Annotated in this window: 20 protein-coding genes; 11 read left to right on the top strand and 9 right to left on the bottom strand. The window is 30.6% G+C overall.

Features of this window, described 5'->3' with window-relative positions; genetic code table 11:
* Positions 1 to 5: 5 nt before the first annotated feature.
* Entirely contained in the window at positions 6 to 893 is an 888-nt protein-coding gene (gene prmC / locus H574_RS0100980) for a peptide chain release factor N(5)-glutamine methyltransferase (protein ID WP_027878744.1), read from the bottom strand.
* A 7-nt stretch (positions 894 to 900) separates the two neighbouring features.
* Entirely contained in the window at positions 901 to 1,392 is a 492-nt protein-coding gene (locus H574_RS0100975) for a GNAT family N-acetyltransferase (protein ID WP_027878743.1), read from the bottom strand.
* Positions 1,393 to 1,457: 65 nt separating this feature from the next.
* On the opposite strand from H574_RS0100975, the gene H574_RS0100970 reads away from it, so the two are divergent.
* Genes H574_RS0100970 through H574_RS0100950 form a run of 5 tightly spaced genes read left to right on the top strand, consistent with a single transcriptional unit; the run spans position 1,458 to position 5,000 of the window.
* Positions 1,458 to 1,913, top strand: coding sequence for an LEA type 2 family protein (locus tag H574_RS0100970; RefSeq protein ID WP_027878742.1), 456 nt, complete (start codon positions 1,458 to 1,460; stop codon positions 1,911 to 1,913).
* A gap of 1 nt (position 1,914) precedes the next feature.
* Positions 1,915 to 2,901 carry a bifunctional diaminohydroxyphosphoribosylaminopyrimidine deaminase/5-amino-6-(5-phosphoribosylamino)uracil reductase RibD gene (ribD, locus tag H574_RS0100965; RefSeq protein ID WP_036226881.1) on the top strand — a complete coding sequence of 329 codons (987 nt, stop codon included), beginning with the start codon at positions 1,915 to 1,917 and terminating at the stop codon, positions 2,899 to 2,901.
* Between the two features lie 3 nt (positions 2,902 to 2,904).
* The gene (locus H574_RS0100960) at positions 2,905 to 3,516 is read left to right on the top strand and encodes an HAD-IA family hydrolase (RefSeq protein ID WP_027878740.1); all 612 of its coding nucleotides are present in this window, start codon (positions 2,905 to 2,907) and stop codon (positions 3,514 to 3,516) included.
* Complete coding sequence (locus tag H574_RS0100955) at positions 3,516 to 4,379, top strand: EamA family transporter (protein ID WP_036226878.1); 864 nt, start codon at positions 3,516 to 3,518, stop codon at positions 4,377 to 4,379. Before H574_RS0100960 ends, H574_RS0100955 begins: the two co-directional genes overlap by 1 nt.
* Positions 4,380 to 4,382: 3 nt before the next feature.
* Positions 4,383 to 5,000 carry an IMPACT family protein gene (locus tag H574_RS0100950; RefSeq protein WP_027878738.1) on the top strand — a complete coding sequence of 206 codons (618 nt, stop codon included), beginning with the start codon at positions 4,383 to 4,385 and terminating at the stop codon, positions 4,998 to 5,000.
* Here the strand turns inward: H574_RS0100950 and H574_RS0100945 are convergent.
* Positions 4,997 to 5,401 (bottom strand): acyl-CoA thioesterase, encoded by a 405-nt coding sequence (locus H574_RS0100945; protein ID WP_221184942.1) that lies wholly within the window; start codon positions 5,399 to 5,401, stop codon positions 4,997 to 4,999. The genes H574_RS0100950 and H574_RS0100945 overlap by 4 nt on opposite strands.
* Before the next feature lie 186 nt (positions 5,402 to 5,587).
* Here H574_RS0100945 and dnaA point away from each other — a divergent pair, with 186 nt between their 5' ends.
* From dnaA to H574_RS0100930, 3 genes are read left to right on the top strand one after another with little or no spacing between them, the layout of a single operon-like run.
* Positions 5,588 to 7,015, top strand: a complete 1,428-nt coding sequence (dnaA, locus tag H574_RS0100940; protein ID WP_027878736.1) for a chromosomal replication initiator protein DnaA — start codon at positions 5,588 to 5,590, stop codon at positions 7,013 to 7,015.
* Positions 7,016 to 7,027: 12 nt separating this feature from the next.
* Positions 7,028 to 7,486: a low molecular weight protein-tyrosine-phosphatase gene (locus H574_RS0100935; RefSeq protein ID WP_027878735.1), complete on the top strand. Its 459-nt coding sequence runs from the start codon at positions 7,028 to 7,030 to the stop codon at positions 7,484 to 7,486.
* Between the two features lie 18 nt (positions 7,487 to 7,504).
* Positions 7,505 to 8,215 (top strand): SAM-dependent methyltransferase, encoded by a 711-nt coding sequence (locus tag H574_RS0100930; protein ID WP_027878734.1) that lies wholly within the window; start codon positions 7,505 to 7,507, stop codon positions 8,213 to 8,215.
* Positions 8,216 to 8,220: 5 nt separating this feature from the next.
* Here the strand turns inward: H574_RS0100930 and H574_RS0100925 are convergent, their stop codons facing one another.
* The 5 genes from H574_RS0100925 to dapF form a co-directional block, all read right to left on the bottom strand.
* Positions 8,221 to 8,871, bottom strand: a complete 651-nt coding sequence (locus H574_RS0100925; protein WP_027878733.1) for a hypothetical protein — start codon at positions 8,869 to 8,871, stop codon at positions 8,221 to 8,223.
* 106 nt (positions 8,872 to 8,977) lie between these two features.
* Entirely contained in the window at positions 8,978 to 9,886 is a 909-nt protein-coding gene (locus tag H574_RS0100920; RefSeq protein ID WP_027878732.1) for a DUF2279 domain-containing protein, read from the bottom strand.
* Positions 9,883 to 10,926, bottom strand: coding sequence for an endolytic transglycosylase MltG (gene mltG, locus H574_RS0100915; protein WP_027878731.1), 1,044 nt, complete (start codon positions 10,924 to 10,926; stop codon positions 9,883 to 9,885). The genes H574_RS0100920 and mltG overlap by 4 nt, the downstream gene beginning before the upstream one ends.
* Positions 10,916 to 11,449 carry a GNAT family N-acetyltransferase gene (locus tag H574_RS0100910; protein WP_027878730.1) on the bottom strand — a complete coding sequence of 178 codons (534 nt, stop codon included), beginning with the start codon at positions 11,447 to 11,449 and terminating at the stop codon, positions 10,916 to 10,918. Before H574_RS0100910 ends, mltG begins: the two co-directional genes overlap by 11 nt.
* On the bottom strand, positions 11,443 to 12,222 hold the full coding sequence (gene dapF / locus H574_RS0100905; RefSeq protein WP_027878729.1) for a diaminopimelate epimerase: 780 nt from the start codon (positions 12,220 to 12,222) through the stop codon (positions 11,443 to 11,445). The genes H574_RS0100910 and dapF overlap by 7 nt, the downstream gene beginning before the upstream one ends.
* A gap of 125 nt (positions 12,223 to 12,347) precedes the next feature.
* Here dapF and H574_RS0100900 point away from each other — a divergent pair, with 125 nt between their 5' ends.
* The 3 genes from H574_RS0100900 to H574_RS0100890 all read left to right on the top strand — a co-directional run bounded on the left by H574_RS0100900 (position 12,348) and on the right by H574_RS0100890 (position 16,145).
* Positions 12,348 to 13,760: a trypsin-like peptidase domain-containing protein gene (locus H574_RS0100900; protein WP_027878728.1), complete on the top strand. Its 1,413-nt coding sequence runs from the start codon at positions 12,348 to 12,350 to the stop codon at positions 13,758 to 13,760.
* Positions 13,761 to 13,941: 181 nt separating this feature from the next.
* A complete protein-coding gene (locus H574_RS0100895; protein ID WP_027878727.1) occupies positions 13,942 to 15,390 on the top strand; it encodes a glyceraldehyde-3-phosphate dehydrogenase in 1,449 nt (482 codons plus the stop codon).
* 128 nt (positions 15,391 to 15,518) lie between these two features.
* Positions 15,519 to 16,145 carry a hypothetical protein gene (locus tag H574_RS0100890; protein WP_027878726.1) on the top strand — a complete coding sequence of 209 codons (627 nt, stop codon included), beginning with the start codon at positions 15,519 to 15,521 and terminating at the stop codon, positions 16,143 to 16,145.
* A gap of 80 nt (positions 16,146 to 16,225) precedes the next feature.
* On the opposite strand, the gene H574_RS0100885 is transcribed toward H574_RS0100890, so the two are convergent.
* A complete protein-coding gene (locus tag H574_RS0100885) occupies positions 16,226 to 17,074 on the bottom strand; it encodes a DUF2911 domain-containing protein (RefSeq protein ID WP_027878725.1) in 849 nt (282 codons plus the stop codon).
* Positions 17,075 to 17,141: the final 67 nt, after the last annotated feature.

Genomic DNA, 17,141 nt, shown 5'->3' with positions numbered 1-17,141 from the left:
GTTCTTTATTTTAGTACACCACAAATCATTCTATCCTTTCCAAAAAGATCTCGCTTTAACTTAATGTTTTTAAAGCGAAATGCTTCTAAAAGCGCCATCATTTCTTTTCCAAGATATTCATTTATTTCAAAATACAATTCGCCATTTGGTTTTAAATTTTTAGTCGCAAACTGTGTAATGGCTCTATAAAATATTAGCGGATTTTCATCTTCGACAAACAATGCTAAATGTGGCTCGTGATTAAGCACATTGTCTTGCATTTGCTGTTTCTCTAATTGTCTAACGTATGGTGGATTAGAAACGATGATATCAAATTTGGTTGCTGAATCAAGTTCAGAATTACAGATTTTTAATATATCATTTTCAATAAAATTAATATCTACTTGGTTTAGTTGTGCGTTTTTGTTTGCCATTTCTAACGCTTTTGCAGAAACATCTATCGCAGAAACATTAGCATTTGGCAATTGTTTTGCTAAGCTAATAGCGATACAACCTGTTCCTGTACCAATATCTAAAATATTAAATTGGTTATTACCTTCAATATTCTCAAGTTGACTATTAGCATTGGTATTTGATAAAATTAATTCAACTAATTCTTCAGTTTCTGGTCTTGGGATTAATGTGTTTTCATTAACATAAAATGGCAATCCATAAAATTCAGTTTGCCCAATAATATATTGTATAGGCTCATGATTTTTTAAGGCTTCTAAAGCACTTTCATACTTTAAAACACAATCATTTTCAATAGTCAACTCTGTGTTTAAAGCTAAATCAATACGTTTAATAGCATTGTAGTATTCTGTAAGCATAAAGAAAAAAGTTTGCACTTCTTCTTTACCGTAAATTGCATCTAATTGCTCGTGAAACTTATGTTTTAAATCTTTTAATTTCATTAAACCATTATAAATCTTTCAACATCCAAACTCCGCAATTAAAATGACCGGTATCACCTAAAGGTCCATCTAAAAACTTAAAACCATTTGTTTCATAAATATGTATCGCTTCTTTAAGCTCTGGGATAGTTTCTAAATACGCGTTTTTAAATCCATAAGATTTAGCGGTTTCTAGGCATTTTAAAAATAGTTTTTTGCCGTAACCTTTTCCGCGTAAGCGATTAGAAAAATACATTTTTTGGATTTCGCAAACCTCATTTTGCGCGTTGTTAAGTGGTTTAAGTCCGCCGCCACCTTCAACTTTTCCATCTACAGTAACCACAAAATACACTTCTTTATCGCCTGCGTAAGATTCAAACATTTTTGGCGTTTCGGCATCGGCATAAGCTGTACCAACTAAAGGCAAGTTGTACTCTATAAAAACTTCTCGAATTACAGCTTCCATTTGCTTATTATCTTCTGGTTGGATTTCTCTTATTTCAATAGTCGAATTACTCACTTTAAAATGCTATTTTTACACAAATTTTTAGAGGTTGAAGATACAACAAACCTAATCACAGAGCAATGAAGAAAGCGTTATTCTTATTAACAATATTAGCTTGTTTTTTTAACTGCACAGTTAACGAAACACCAGAATTTATTGGCGTAAATACTATTGAGGTTGAAGATTCTAATTCTAAGTTTATTACGCTTAAAGCGGAAGCAGAATTTTTAAATCCTAATGATATTGGCGGCACTTTAAAAACCGATGATCTTAAGGTCATTATTAATAATAACGAAATCTCGTCTGTAACTACCGAAAGTTTTAACGTGCCTGCAAAAGATAAATTTACCATTCCATTACGCGCAAAAATCCCAACAGATAGTTTATTTAGTGATAAAAACTTAAGTAGTCTTTTAGGTAGCTTATTAACCAAAAACATGAAAGTACAATACGTTGGTGATATTGATTATAAATTCATGGGATTTTCGCACAAATACCACGTAGATGTTATTGATAACGTAAAAATCAAACTATAATTTGAACGATCAATTTTACATACAACGCGCTTTACAAATTGCCAAAAACGGTTTAGGAACAACACGTCCAAACCCAATGGTTGGTTGTGTTATTGTGGTTGATAATAAAATAATTGCCGAAGCTTTTACTAGCGCTTATGGCGGTAATCACGCCGAAGTAAATGCCATTAATAAAGTAGCAGATAAAAGTTTGCTACAAAAAGCAACACTTTATGTAACCTTAGAACCTTGCAGCCATTACGGAAAAACGCCACCTTGTAGCGATTTAATTATTCATCATAAAATCCCAAATGTGGTTATTGGTTGCGTAGATGATAATCCTGAAGTTGCTGGAAAAGGTATAAAAAAATTAATGGAAGCTGGCTGCAAAGTTAGAGTTGGTATTTGTGAAGAAGTTTGCAAAGCGCATCACAAACGTTTTTTTACATTTCATAATAAAAAACGACCTTATATTATTTTAAAATGGGCAGAAACCGAAGATGGTTTTATCGCACCAAATCAAAGGGACAAACAAGCACCAGTTTGGATTACCAATACATTTTCTAGGCAATTAGTGCACAAATGGCGCGCCGAAGAACAAGCTATTTTGGTTGGCACAAACACAGTTTTACAAGACAATCCTACATTAACGGTAAGAGATTGGACTGGAAATAATCCAACACGAATTGTATTAGATAAAAACGAAAGTTTGGATCAAACTTTTTCAGTTTTTAATACTGAAGCTAAAACTTTAACCTTTAAAGACACAACTGCAAAAGCTATTTGCGAACAGTTATTTAAATCTGAAATAAATTCAGTAATTATTGAAGGTGGCGCAAGAACATTACAACTGTTTATTGATGAAAACCTTTGGGACGAAGCACGAGTTTTTAATGGAAAAACAACATTTAAATCTGGTGTAAAAGCACCAAAATTTAATGGACAACTTATTGAAAAGTCTCATATTTTAGAAGACACGTTGTCTATTTACAAAAACGAAAACAATTAATAAATGATTAAAACCATCATATTCGATTTTGGAGACGTATTTATCAACTTAGATAAAGAAGGTGCTTTAAAGTTAGCTTTAGAAAAATTTGAAATTAAAGAATTAGACGAAGAACTTCAATCTATAAACGCTTTGTATGAACAAGGTTTAATTTCTACAGACGAGTTTTTAGACTTTTACGCAGATAATTTTCCTAAATTGAATAAAGACGAATTAAAATCTATTTGGAATCACATTATTAAAGATTTCCCAGAACATAGATTACAGTTTATCAAACAATTAGCAAAAGACAACAATTATCAATTAATATTGTTAAGTAATACTAACGAGCTTCATATAGATTACATCAAAAAGAATGTGTCTTTTTATGAAGACTTTAAAGATTGCTTTGACCAATTTTATCTGTCTCACGAAATTAATTTAAGAAAACCCAATGCGGATATTTTCAATTTTGTGTTAATCGAAAACAATTTGAAAGCAGAAGAATGTCTTTTTATTGATGATACTTTAGAAAACACACAAACTGCAGAACAATTAGGAATTAATGTTTGGAATAACAATCCAGCTACTGAAGATATTGTTGATATTTTTACAATTAAAAAGGAGTTATTTTAATGTATTTACTGCTTAGCATACTAGCTTCTACATTAATATTTATCATTTTTACTTTAGTTGGTAAGTATAAAATAAATACACTGCAAACTATTGTATTTAATTACTTTACAGCGTTTAGCTTAGGTGTAATTAGTTATAGTCAGCCAATACATACTCAAGACATTATCCAATCTAAATGGTTTTATGGCGCAATTGGTTTAGGTGTTTTATTTATTTCAATTTTTAACGTTATGGCTTTAACTGCGCAGCGTAACGGGATTTCGGTTGCGTCTGTTGCTAGTAAAATGAGTGTAATCATTCCCATAATATTTGGACTTTTTGCTTATAACGAAAGTTTAGGTTTACAAAAAGCTATTGGTATCTTATTAGCTTTAGTTGCTGTGTATTTAGCGTCGGTTAAAAAACGTACCGAAACTGGTTTTGCATTAAAAGGACTTTGGCTTCCGTTATTGTTATTTTTTGGATCAGGCGTTATCGATACATCCATAAAATATATCGAAACTAATTTTATACCAGATGGCGATATCCCAATATTTTCGGCATGTATATTTATGATGGCTGGATTAATAGGTGTTAGCTTTATTTCCGCGAAAGCGATACAAAAACAATTTACTTTTGACAAAAAAGCAATACTTTCTGGATTTATTTTAGGTATAGTAAACTACTACTCTATTTACATGTTATTAAAGGCTTTAGATGCCGAAAATTTTGAAAGTTCGACTATTTTCACTGTTAATAATGTAGCTATTGTAATGCTTTCAACCTTAGTTGGATTGCTATTTTTTAAAGAGAAATTATCTACAAAAAACTGGTCAGGAATTGCTATTGCAATTATATCTATTATATTAGTGACTTTAGCTTAATTTATGGAAAACGATACTTACAAAACCATTGTGAAACCAAATGACGAAGTACTTTTTAAAGACAAAAACTCTAAATTTTTTGGGTATGCATTTCCTGTAAAAAATGAAGATGAAGTTAAAGCACACATCGAAAATCTAAAAAAGCAACATCACAGTGCAAGACATTGGTGCTATGCCTACCAGATTGGATTTGAAGAGCCTAATTTAATATATCGCGCTAATGATGATGGAGAACCAAATAATAGTGCAGGAATGCCAATTTATGGTCAAATCCAATCTTTTGAAGTTACCAATGTACTAATTGTAGTTGTTAGATATTTTGGTGGTGTAAAATTAGGTGTTGGCGGGTTAATAAACGCTTATAAAACCACAGCACAAATGGCATTAGAGACTTGTAAAATAGTGACTAAAACCATAAATGTAGATTTTGTAATCACATTTGATTATAAAAACATGAATAAGGTGATGCGTGTTATTAAAGAGAAAAATCTAAATATTACCAACCAGAAATTAGAATTAGATTGCCAAATTACTATTTCAGTAAGAAAAAAAGATGCTAGTACGATAGCATCTATTTTTGAAAATATTTATGAAGTAGAAATTAAAGAATTAGACAACTAATTTTTTAATGCTTCTAAAAAATATTTAGGCGGACGCGTAGGTCTTTTAGTTTTCATATCCATAAATGCCAAAACAACTTCTGCAGTACATAATAATTCGTCATTTTGATTGGTTAATATATAGTCAAAATTAACTAAAGCTGTTGGTTGTTTTTTAAGCTGAGTTTTGACTTTAATTACATCATCATAAAATGCTGATTTTTTAAAATTTATGGATAAAGAAACAACAGGTAAACCTATACCATTTTCTTCCATGCTTTTGTAAGAAATCCCTAATTTACGCAACCATTCAATCCTTGCCATCTCTAGATATAATGCGTAGTTACCGTGATGCACAACACCCATTTGATCGGTTTCTGCATATCTTACTCTTATTTCAATTTCATCTGGTTTTATAGCCATTTAATCAATATTTTTTTGTAGTTTAGAAATCTGGTTTAACATGAGAAAAAAAAACTAGAAATTCAACACTGTTTCATTTTTTTTTTTAGAATTTTGTTCACATATTTGTCCAGCTGTAAATCTAAAGGCTTTTCTCTAACTCTTAAGGTCTTTTTTTAACTAACAAAAACAACGTTTAATAGTATTATGAGTGTAACTGCGCAATCGGTATGGAATAACTGTCTACAATTTATAAAAGATAATATCCAACCTCAAGCATACAAAACTTGGTTTGAACCTATAGTCGCAGTTAAACTAACTGATAATGCTTTAAGTATTCAGGTACCTAGTAAATTTTTCTACGAGTGGCTTGAAGAGCATTATGTTAAGTTACTAAAAGTAGCACTTACCAAAGAACTAGGAGAAACAGCAAAGTTGGTTTACATTATAAAAATGGAAAACACCTACGGTAACAAACAACCTTTTACAGAAAAAATACCTAGTACAAATAGAAGTGCTGTAAAATCTCAAGATGTTGATGTACCGTTAAACAATAAAAATCCAGAGTTAAAAAACCCATTTGTAATTCCTGGTATTAGAAACGTTAAGATAGAATCTCAACTTAATCCTAATTACAATTTTGATAACTTTTTAGAAGGTGACTCTAACCGTTTAGCTAGAAGTGCAGGATTGGCTGTATCTGCAAAACCAGGAGGTACATCTTTTAATCCTCTTTTAATTTTTGGAGGTGTTGGATTAGGTAAAACTCACCTTGCTCACGCTATTGGTGTTGATATTAAAGATAAGTATCCAGAAAAAACTGTTTTATATATTTCAGCTGAAAAATTTACACAACAATATATAGATTCAGTAAAGAAAAATAACAGAAACGATTTTATACATTTTTACCAATTGGTAGACGTGTTAATTATTGATGATGTACAATTCTTATCTGGTAAATCGGGTACGCAAGATGTATTCTTCCATATATTTAATCATTTACATCAAAACGGAAAACAAGTTATTTTAACAAGCGACAAAGCGCCTGTTGATATGCAAGATATTGAACAACGTTTATTATCTCGTTTTAAATGGGGATTATCTGCTGAGTTACAAACACCTGATTTTGAAACTAGAGTTTCAATCTTAAAGAATAAATTGTACAGAGATGGTGTTGAAATGCCTGACGATATTGTAGAATATATTGCAAAAAATATAAAAACCAATATTAGAGAACTTGAAGGTGCTATAATTTCTTTAATTGCTCAATCTTCTTTCAATAAAAAAGAAGTAAATATCGATTTAGCTAAACAAGTCGTAGAAAAGTTTGTAAAGAATACAAAACGCGAAGTATCAATAGATTACATACAGAAAATTGTATCAGATTACTTCCAAATGGATGTAGACACTTTACAATCTAAAACAAGAAAACGCCATATTGTACAAGCTAGACAATTGGCTATGTTCTTTGCAAAAAAGTTTACTAAAGCCTCTTTAGCAAGTATTGGATCTCAAATAGGAAAGCGCGATCATGCTACAGTATTACACGCTTGTAAAACAGTAGACAACTTATCATCTACAGACAAGCAATTTAGAAAATACGTAGAGGATTTAACTAAAAAGCTTTCGGTATAATTTACAATTACCATGACTAAAATTTTAATGGTTTGCTTAGGAAACATTTGTCGTTCTCCTCTAGCTGAAGGTATCCTAAAATCAAAATTAGATTCTAATTTTATTGTAGAATCTGCTGGTACAGCAGCTTATCATGTTGGTAATAAACCAGATCCAAGATCGATTGCTGTTGCAAGACAAAATGGATTAAATATCACTAACCAACGCGCAAGAAAATTTAACAAGCAAGATTTTGAAGACTTTGATATCATTTATGCAATGGATAACTCAAATTATCAAAATATAATTGCACTAGCAGAAAATGATCAACAAAAAGAAAAAGTAAAACTTATTTTAAATGAAAGTTTTCCTGATAAAAACTTAGATGTACCAGATCCTTATTATGGTGGCGAAAAAGGTTTTGAAAATGTTTACAATATGCTAGATAATGCTTGTGAAATTATTGCAAAACGAATAAATACATCATCTTAATTTGTTACTTTTAGGATTATGAATAAAGGACAGCTCTATTTAATTCCGAATACATTAGGAGAAAACAATCCTTTTGATGTATTACCAGCACAAGTAAAAACAATAATTGATAGTTTAGATACTTTTATTGTTGAAAACTCTAAAGCAGCTAGAAAGTTTATAAAAAGTATTTCTCCAGAAAAATCACAACCTAGTTTAACGCTTTTCGAATTAAATAAACATACACAACCAGAAGATTTACCTAATTTTATAAAACCTTGTTTAGAAGGTAAAACTATTGGTTTACTATCTGATGCTGGTTGCCCAGGTATTGCAGATCCTGGTGCAGATATTGTAAAATTAGCACATCAAAATAATATAAAAGTTGTTCCGTTGGTTGGTCCTTCTTCCATTCTACTCGCCATGATGGCTTCTGGTATGAATGGACAATCTTTCGCTTTTAATGGTTATCTGCCTATAGATAAAAATGAAAGAAAATCTGAAATAAAAAGATTAGAACGAATTAGCAAAGATTACAATCAATCTCAATCTTTTATAGAAACTCCTTACAGGAACAATAAAATGTTAGAAGATCTTTGCAACACGTTAAGTAACGATTGTTTGATCTGTGTTGCTTGTGATATTACTTTGGATACAGAATTTATCAAAACACAAACTGCTAATCAATGGAAAAAAAATAGTGTTGACTTACATAAAAGACCAACACTATTTATAATTCATAAGGAATAATATTGTTAAGCTCTACTATGCTTAACTTTAACTTTTTTTAACGGTTTGATAGAAGAAGTATCATATCCAGAAAACTTTTTCATGTAATATCTTACAGATGTTCCAAACGCATCAGAAAATCCATTTTTACCATAGCTTCTTAGGTATTTTTTTACACTTCCTGGTCCTGCTAAATGTGCTGCAGCTAATATACCAGACTCTGTAATTTCTACGCCATTAATTTTTTTACCTACAAATCTTTTAATGTCTCTACGCAAAACCCATTTGTTACGTTGTGCATTTGCTATAAATGCTTTTTCTTGTAACTCTGGTGTTTTTAGAAACATGTTAGAATCATAAATACCAATTAATTTTAAAGTACTTTTTCCAAATTGGTATTTCCCTAAATACCCAAACTTATTGACTCTAAAGTAGTTGTTTTGAGATTCTTTAAAACCTAATGCCTCTTTAAATCCAGCAAAAGATTTTCCTAAGTGCGGAGTATATTGCTCTTTTACATCATAAAAAGCAATATCATTAGATATTTCTGTGCTTTTTGTTGTTTGCTCTTCATCTTTTATGACGATAGCTTCTTTATTATTGTTGTAAAATACAACTGCTAATAAAATTGATATTGTAAGTACTAGCGATAATAACTTTCCAATATTTTTTTTCATTGTTTTTGATTTATAACCAAATCTTAAAATATAGATAGGGTTAAAATTTCAGCGTGCAAATATACAACAAATTATTTAATACTGAAAATCAACATGTTAAGAATTGTTAAAAGTAAACAAAGTGCCCAACTAGCTTACCGTTACCATTAATTTCTAAAGTAGGAAATGGTATCTTAACTACGTTAAAGACATTAAAAACTTGCTTTAAAAACTCTGATTTAGTTTCAATTTTAGTTAAATCTACATCAAGACTTAAATAAAATTGTCTACTTCTTTTTTGATTAGGAAAATTGACCTGTTGTAAATTAGATTCACCATACAACAATCCATCAACACCGTACCCGACAGCAACATTTAACCATTTAGGTAATTTACTTTCTTTAAAAAAAGAATGTAAATTAGCACTTAACCAATAGGTTTGACCGTTATAATCTTTCAATATTTCTTCTAAAATACCATTACCCAACTTATTTGGGTTTTTAGATGCAAAACGTGTTCTGTTAAAAGAGTATTTTAAACTAATGCGTTGTTCTTCCCAGAGTAATTCTTGTCCAATAAACAATCCAGAACCTGCTGCATTTGCAGCAAAATCTCCCCAAGAAAATCCCCATTCTTCAGAAAATCCATCTAAAACTTCAACACCTGTTAAAAACATAAATCCAAGTGAGCCGCCATAAATTAATTGGTTTTTCTTGCTTACTCCAGCCCAATTTAATGTTTGAGCACCAAACCTTCCTAAATGATAAGCTGTAAATGTATGCCCTAACTTATCCATTTGATACCATTCTGAATTATCATTTATGGTATGAAATTTAGAACGCTCATAATCTGCGTACCATAATTGATTTAACCCAAGAAGAGTGATGCCGCCTAAAGTAGTTTCCGTAAGAACAACAGCATTCCGTCTTTTAATATTTAATGTATCGCTAGGTGAAAAAAAAGAGTTTTGTTCTGTTTGACTAAAAACAGAACTAACACAAAAAATTATAAAAATTAAATATCTAAACAAGTCTATCTATTTATACCTTGACTACTAATCCATTGTGTATACAATCTCTTATTAGCATTATGTTGCGCTAATGTTTTTGCAAATTTATGGTAGCCAAAATTTTTAACGTCTGCTACAAAAAACATATAATTATGTTTTTCTGGATTTAATACAGCATCTATTGCAGAAACGTCTGGCATTGTGATTGGTCCTGGTGGTATACCCGGATATTTATACGTATTGTATTTAGAGTCTATTTCTAAATCTTTGTAAAGCACACGTTTTATTACTTGATCAAAATTGTTTTCTTTAAGTTTTTTAGCATATATAACTGTTGGGTCTGCTTCTAGAGGCCAACCTTTTCTTATTCTATTTAAATAAACACCTGCAACACGTGGTCTTTCATCTACTTTAGCTGTTTCTTTTTGAACAATAGATGCAATAGTCATTACTTCGTTAACAGATAATTTTAATGCTTTTCGTTTTGCTTGTCGCTCATCATTCCAAAAACGATAATATTCACCTAACATTTTATCTCTAAATAACTCTGGTGATGTGTTCCAAAAAAACTCGTATGTATTAGGAACATACATATTAATCACGGTTTGCTTAGTAAAGTTTTTTTCTTTTAAAAATGTAGAATCTGTCATTGCTTTTAATAACGACAAACTATCAGGTTCTATTTGTTGTGCGATACGACCTGCTAGATCTTCTATACGTTCTTGGTTATTAAAACTCAGTTTTATTGGTAAGTTATTACTTCTTATAGAATTAATAATGTCATTATTACTCATTCCTTTTTTTACAGGAAATCGTCCAGCTTTAATATTAGTTGTATATTTTTTTTGAATCGCTAACGCATCAAAACTATCAATATCTTTTAATAATGGTTCTAATTGCTCTCTAACTTCATCATAGGTTGCATTGGTAGATACGTAAATATATGCTGTTTCATTATTAAATGCTGTATTAGGTTTTAGCATTGCATTATATACAAAATAGGCAAAGTAGCCAGCTATAACTAATCCAATTAAGGCTATTGCTAAGAGTATTTTTTTAATGTACATTAGTATTTATTAGTTGAAGTAAATATTCGTTTTTATAGCTTCCGTTAAGATAATTCCAGTCTTTTTTTAAACCTACTTCTTTAAAACCTTGATTTTTAAATAGGTTTAAACTTGCTTCATTATCTTCAGAAATATTACAATATAATTGATGCAAATCTAAGTGTTTAAAACTATATTTTATCAATAGTTTTAAAGCTTCTTTACCATATCCTTTTTGTCTATCGGTTTCAGATTTTACCAATATACCAATTCCTGCGCGTTTGTTTTTTATATCAAAATCAAATAAGTCTATCATTCCGATAGCTGTGTCTGCATCATTACAAATTACTAGTCGTAATTGCTTAACTTCATAAATATCTTTATGAGCATTTTCTAGATATTGCTTGATTAAATATTTAGAATAAGGTGTAATGGTGTTGCTTATTTCCCAAATGGTTTCATCATTTTCAATTTGATGAATAAACTCTAAATCTTCTGGCTCTAAAGCACGTAAATAAATATGTTCTCCTTTTAATGTTAACATTCTATTTCGCCTTTAAAAACCTGAGTTGCTGGACCGATTAACATCACATTTTTATAAGTATCTTCTACTTTATCAAAAGACACTTTTAATTGTCCGCCTTCTACATTAAGATTAATGATATTTGATGCACTTTCTCCTGAATCATACATTGCTATTGCAACTGCTGTTACACCAGTACCACAAGATAAAGTTTCGTCCTCTACTCCTCTTTCGTAAGTACGAACTGCAAAAGTGTTTGGGTTAATTTTTTCTACAAAATTAACATTACTTCCAGCTTGATTGTATGGTGCGCCATAACGAATCTTTTCACCTTCTGCTTTCACATTAAACGTCTTTAAATTATCAACAAACTGAACATGATGTGGAGATCCTGTATCTAAAAAATGATGGGTAGTAAAAGTGTCAATCGTCTCGACATTTTTCATTTGAAGATGAATTAAATTTTCTTCAATCTTTGCATGATGCAATCCATCTATTGCATAAAACGTTGTTGTGTTTTTAAAAATGCCTAAAAATTCAGCGAAAGCGACAATACAGCGTCCTCCATTACCGCACATGGTGCTTTCATTACCATCTGCATTATAATACACCATTTTAAAATCTGCATCTGGATGATTTTCTAATAAAATCAATCCATCTGCACCAATGCCAAAACGTCTGTCACATAAAAATTTGACATATTTGGTATCATTTTTGTTAAATAATTCTTGTCTATTATCAATGATAACAAAGTCGTTACCTGTGCCTTGATATTTGTAAAATGTTAAAGTCATTAACGTAAAAAATTGAGACACAAATATAGCACAATTGTGCTGTTAAATACTCGTTAAAGTTGAAATAGGCGCTCAATATTTAATTAATTTTAATCGTTATTCTAATAAACCTAAACTAAAAGAACATGAAGAAGTTGATTACTTTGGTTTTTGTTTCTGTATTAGGAGGCGCAATTACTCTAGGAACTTATAAAACCTTTCTTGAAAAAGAAAAACCACAAATTGCACAACAGGCTACTATAGAACAGCCAAGTTTTTTACCAACCAATTTAAACACCACAAAGACAGCTCTTGCAGCTGCCGAAAATATTGATTTTACTACTGCTGCAGAAAAAACTGTGCATGCTGTTGTACACGTTAAAAATGTAGCTATTACAACTGCACAACCAACGTTACAAGACTTATTTTATGGTCGTGTCCCACAACGTAGACAGTTAGGTACTGGTAGTGGTGTAATCATATCTCCAGACGGGTACATCATTACCAACAACCATGTTATTGAAGATTCTGAACAATTAAGCGTTACTTTAAACGATAATCAAACACTAGAAGCTACCATTGTTGGTAGCGATCCAAATACAGATATTGCTCTATTAAAAGTTGAAACAGAAGAAGATTTACCTTACGTTACTTTTGGAGATAGTGATACTGCTAAAATTGGCGAATGGGTATTAGCTGTTGGTAATCCATTTAACTTAACATCTACAGTAACTGCTGGAATTATTAGTGCAAAATCTAGAGATTTAAGCGGAAAAAACATACAATCTTTTATACAAACCGATGCAGCTGTTAACCCAGGAAATTCCGGAGGCGCTTTAGTAAACACCAAAGGAGATTTAATAGGTATAAATACCGCTATTAGCTCTCAAACAGGCTCTTACATAGGTTATTCTTTTGCAGTACCAAGTAATATTGCTAAAAAAGTAGTACAAGATATTATGGAATTTGGTAATGTACAAAGAGGTTTAATTGGTATTGTACCTAGAAATTTAGGTACTTTCACCTCAGAAAAATTAGGTATTAATGAAACTGAAGGTGTTTATATTGAAGAAGTTGAAGAAGACTCAGGAGCAGAAAACGCTGGTTTAAAAGTTGGTGATATCATAAAGGAAATTGATGGATTAAAAATTTCTAAAGAATCTGATTTAAGAGGTTACCTTAATTCAAAACGACCTAACGATATAATACATGTTAAAGCTTTAAGAGGAAATAACTTAATTGAAAAAAAAGTAAAACTTCTTAAAAACAACAGATACATTTTACCTTTTATTGGCGAGATTAAAGATGCAAAACCTAACGACTTAAAGAAATTTAAAGTTAAAAATGGTGTAAAAATCACAAAAGTTTATGGTAGTTACAAAGATTATTTAACAAGTGAAGGTATTAAAGAAGGAAACATTATAACAGCAATAAATAATACAGAAGTTAATTCTATTGATGATGTAAAAACAATTATTGAAAATAGAGATCCTTACAAACCATTAAGTATTGAGATTATAAACTCTAAAGGAGAAAAAACACGTTATGGATTAAGGTAAATTAAATTCGATTTTATCCTGTTTTAAAAGCACTTCAACATAAAAATGAAGTGCTTTTATTTTTTTATCATTTTTTGTTTTACGAAAACGTTTGAAATCTATACTTTTGCCAAAAATTATAGAAGGCTACACATAAAGTAGCCAATTTAAAAATTAACAACACAACAAACTAAAACACAAAATGTCTATTAACGAAACTTACGAAAACGAATTAGCGTTTCAGGCAGACAGGCGAAGAGCAACTGTAGAATTTATTAAAATTGTAAGCGATTTATGGTATGATAAATCGATAGAATTGGTATTGTTTAGAAATCAATTAATCGACAGAAATGTTTCTGAAATTTTAAACCTTCATGAATATGCAGGAGAATTTGTTCAAAAACCAATTTCAATTTTTGATTCTGTAGAAATAGTTCAAGCTATTAAAACTCTTGACATACCAGCATCTAAATTAGATATTGGTAAATTAACTTACGAGTATCACTTAGAAGAAAAAAAATACAGCAACGCTATGTCTTTTGTGGCAGAAAAACTAAAAGATGCCAAAAAGAAAGAAAATGTAACTCCTAAAGACGTTGTATTATATGGTTTTGGTCGTATCGGTCGTTTATTAGCCAGAGAGTTAATGACTAGAACAGGTAAAGGAAGTCAACTACGTCTTAGAGCTATTGTAACACGTGGTAAATTAGACCAAACTGTTTTAGAAAAACGTGCTTCTTTATTACGTAACGACTCTGTTCATGGTGATTTTCCTGGAACTGTAAATACAGATCTTAAAAATGAAGCATTAATTATTAATGGTACAACTGTAAAAATTATTACTGCTAACCAACCAGAAGATATAGATTACACTAAATATGGTATTGATAACGCATTAATTATTGACAATACTGGTGCTTTTAGAGATAAAGAAGCTTTAACCAGATTAAAAAACTCTAAAGGAGCCGAAAAAGTCTTACTAACAGCTCCTGGTAAAGGAATACCAAATATTGTTTATGGTGTTAACCATTTAGAAAACAACCCTGATAAACTTGATATTTTCTCTGCTGCTTCTTGTACAACAAATGCTATTACACCAGTTTTAAAAGCAATGGAAGATACTTATGGTGTAAAAAGCGGACATTTAGAAACTATTCACGCTTACACTAACGATCAAAACTTAGTAGATAATTTCCATAAAAAATATCGTCGTGGTCGTGCTGCAGCTTTAAATATGGTAATTACAGAAACTGGTGCAGGACAAGCTGTATCTAAAGCTTTACCAAGCTTTGATGGTAAATTAACATCTAATGCCATTCGTGTACCTGTACCAAACGGATCTTTAGCTATACTAAACTTAGAACTAGAAACTGAAACATCAGTAGAAGGTATTAATGCAACACTTAAAAAATATGCTTTAGAAGGAGATTTGGTAGAGCAAATTAAATATGAAATGAGTGACGAGCTTGTTTCTAGCGATATTGTAGGTAGCTCTGCGCCTTCAATTTACGACAGTAAAGCTACAATTGTAAGAAAAGATGGTAAAAATGCAGTGTTATATGTATGGTATGATAACGAATATGGTTATAGCCATCAAGTAATAAGATTAGCTAAATATATAGCTAAAGTAAGACGTTTTACTTACTATTAAAATCCAAAACACTTTTTAAAAACGTATATATAAAGCCTCACAATTGTGGGGCTTTTTGCTATCTTTAAACCGCAAAGAGTGCATTTTATATTTTAAAAAAACATAAAACTTAAAAAACAAATCTTAAGATGTTAAAAATCAAAAGTTTCCCTATTTTATTCTTGTTACTTTTTTTAGTCACTTTTTCTTCATTTTCTCAAACAGAAAATAACGAAGATGAGTTATCATTAGATTCTGGTACCTTAGATAGTCAATTTGAATACGTTATTCAAAAATCTAATAGCTGGAGAGATGAAAGAGGTCAAAACTATGAAGTTATTAAAAGCAACTGGTTATCTAAACTTAAATCTCATACATTAGACTCGTTAAAAGCTGTAAAAAACGAGTTAGTAACTACGCAAAACACAGTTAAAAATCAAAATGAAGAAATAGAACGTTTAAAAAGTAGCTTATCCTCTACTAAAACAAACTTAAAATCTACTAAAGAAGAAAAAGATAGTATGTCTTTATTTGGCATACAAATGAGCAAAAGCGGATACAATGGATTAATGTGGAGTATTATAGCTGTTCTTTTAGCCTTTTTACTTTTCTTTATTTTTAAATTTAAAAATAGTAATAGCGTAACCCGAGAAGCAAAATCTAAATTAACAGAAGTTGAAGAAGAGTTTGAAGAACATAGACGTAACGCTTTAGAACGTGAACAAAAAGTGAGACGTCAATTACAAGACGAGTTAAATAAAAATAGAAATAGTTAATTCTACTACATAAAATAAAAAAAGCGCAATCATAACGATTGCGCTTTTTATCTCAAAATCTAGATATCTAAAGATCTAATTTACATTGCTCCCCATTCTTTTAAAGAGTCTTTATTCATTTTGATATAATCTGCGTTACCAGCTTTTTCAGCACCTTCTAAACTTGCTTTTGCAGCTTTAATTGCTCCTTTTTTATCACCAGCTTTTGCTTTAATTAATGATTGTTGACGTAACCACCAAAATCTTGGGTTCTCTTTAGTCATTTCAATAGCTTTATCCATCCAAACAACAGCTTTGTTAATGTCTTTACCTGATTCTAAATAGTAACGTGCAGCTGCATAATAATCATCTGCAGATGGACCATTCATTACTTTATTAATAGCTGTTGTTACAGCTTTATCTGTTGGAACATCAAACTTTACAGCTACATAAGTTTTTTCCCACATAATACCTAATACAGCAGAATCATTTGTTAAATCATCAAAAGACACAGTAAAAGTTTCAATATCCATTGGTATGTCATAAACTTTTGCAGTTACTGTTGCCGCAACTTTACTATCATCCCATTTTTGTGGTGTTCCCCAATTATTTGTATCACTATAAAAAATAACTTCCCAGTTATCCTTATTTGGTTTAGAAAAGATTGCATAAGATCCTGCCTTTAAAGTAGACTCTCCTACCATAACATCTGTACTAAATGTAACCATCGTATTTTGGTTTGCTCCTGTACGCCAAAGTTTACCGTAAGGAACTAAATCTCCAAAAATAGTACGACCTTTCATAGATGGTCTAGAATATTGTACAGAGACATCTGTTAAACCTACCTTCTGCTCTATTTTTTGTAATGGGCTTGGTTGTGGTGTTTCGATTTGTGCATTTACAGTAAAAGTTACTGCAAACACCATTAAAAGTGTAATTAACTTTTTCATTTTGGTTTTAGTTTTAAATTTTAGATGCATAAAATTACATATTGATTACCCTATAATTGTTAACAAA

It is taken from the genome of Mesoflavibacter zeaxanthinifaciens DSM 18436, from assembly GCF_000422365.1.
Taxonomy (GTDB): Bacteria; Bacteroidota; Bacteroidia; order Flavobacteriales; family Flavobacteriaceae; genus Mesoflavibacter; species Mesoflavibacter zeaxanthinifaciens.
This window is presented reverse-complemented; position numbering and strand designations above follow the sequence as displayed.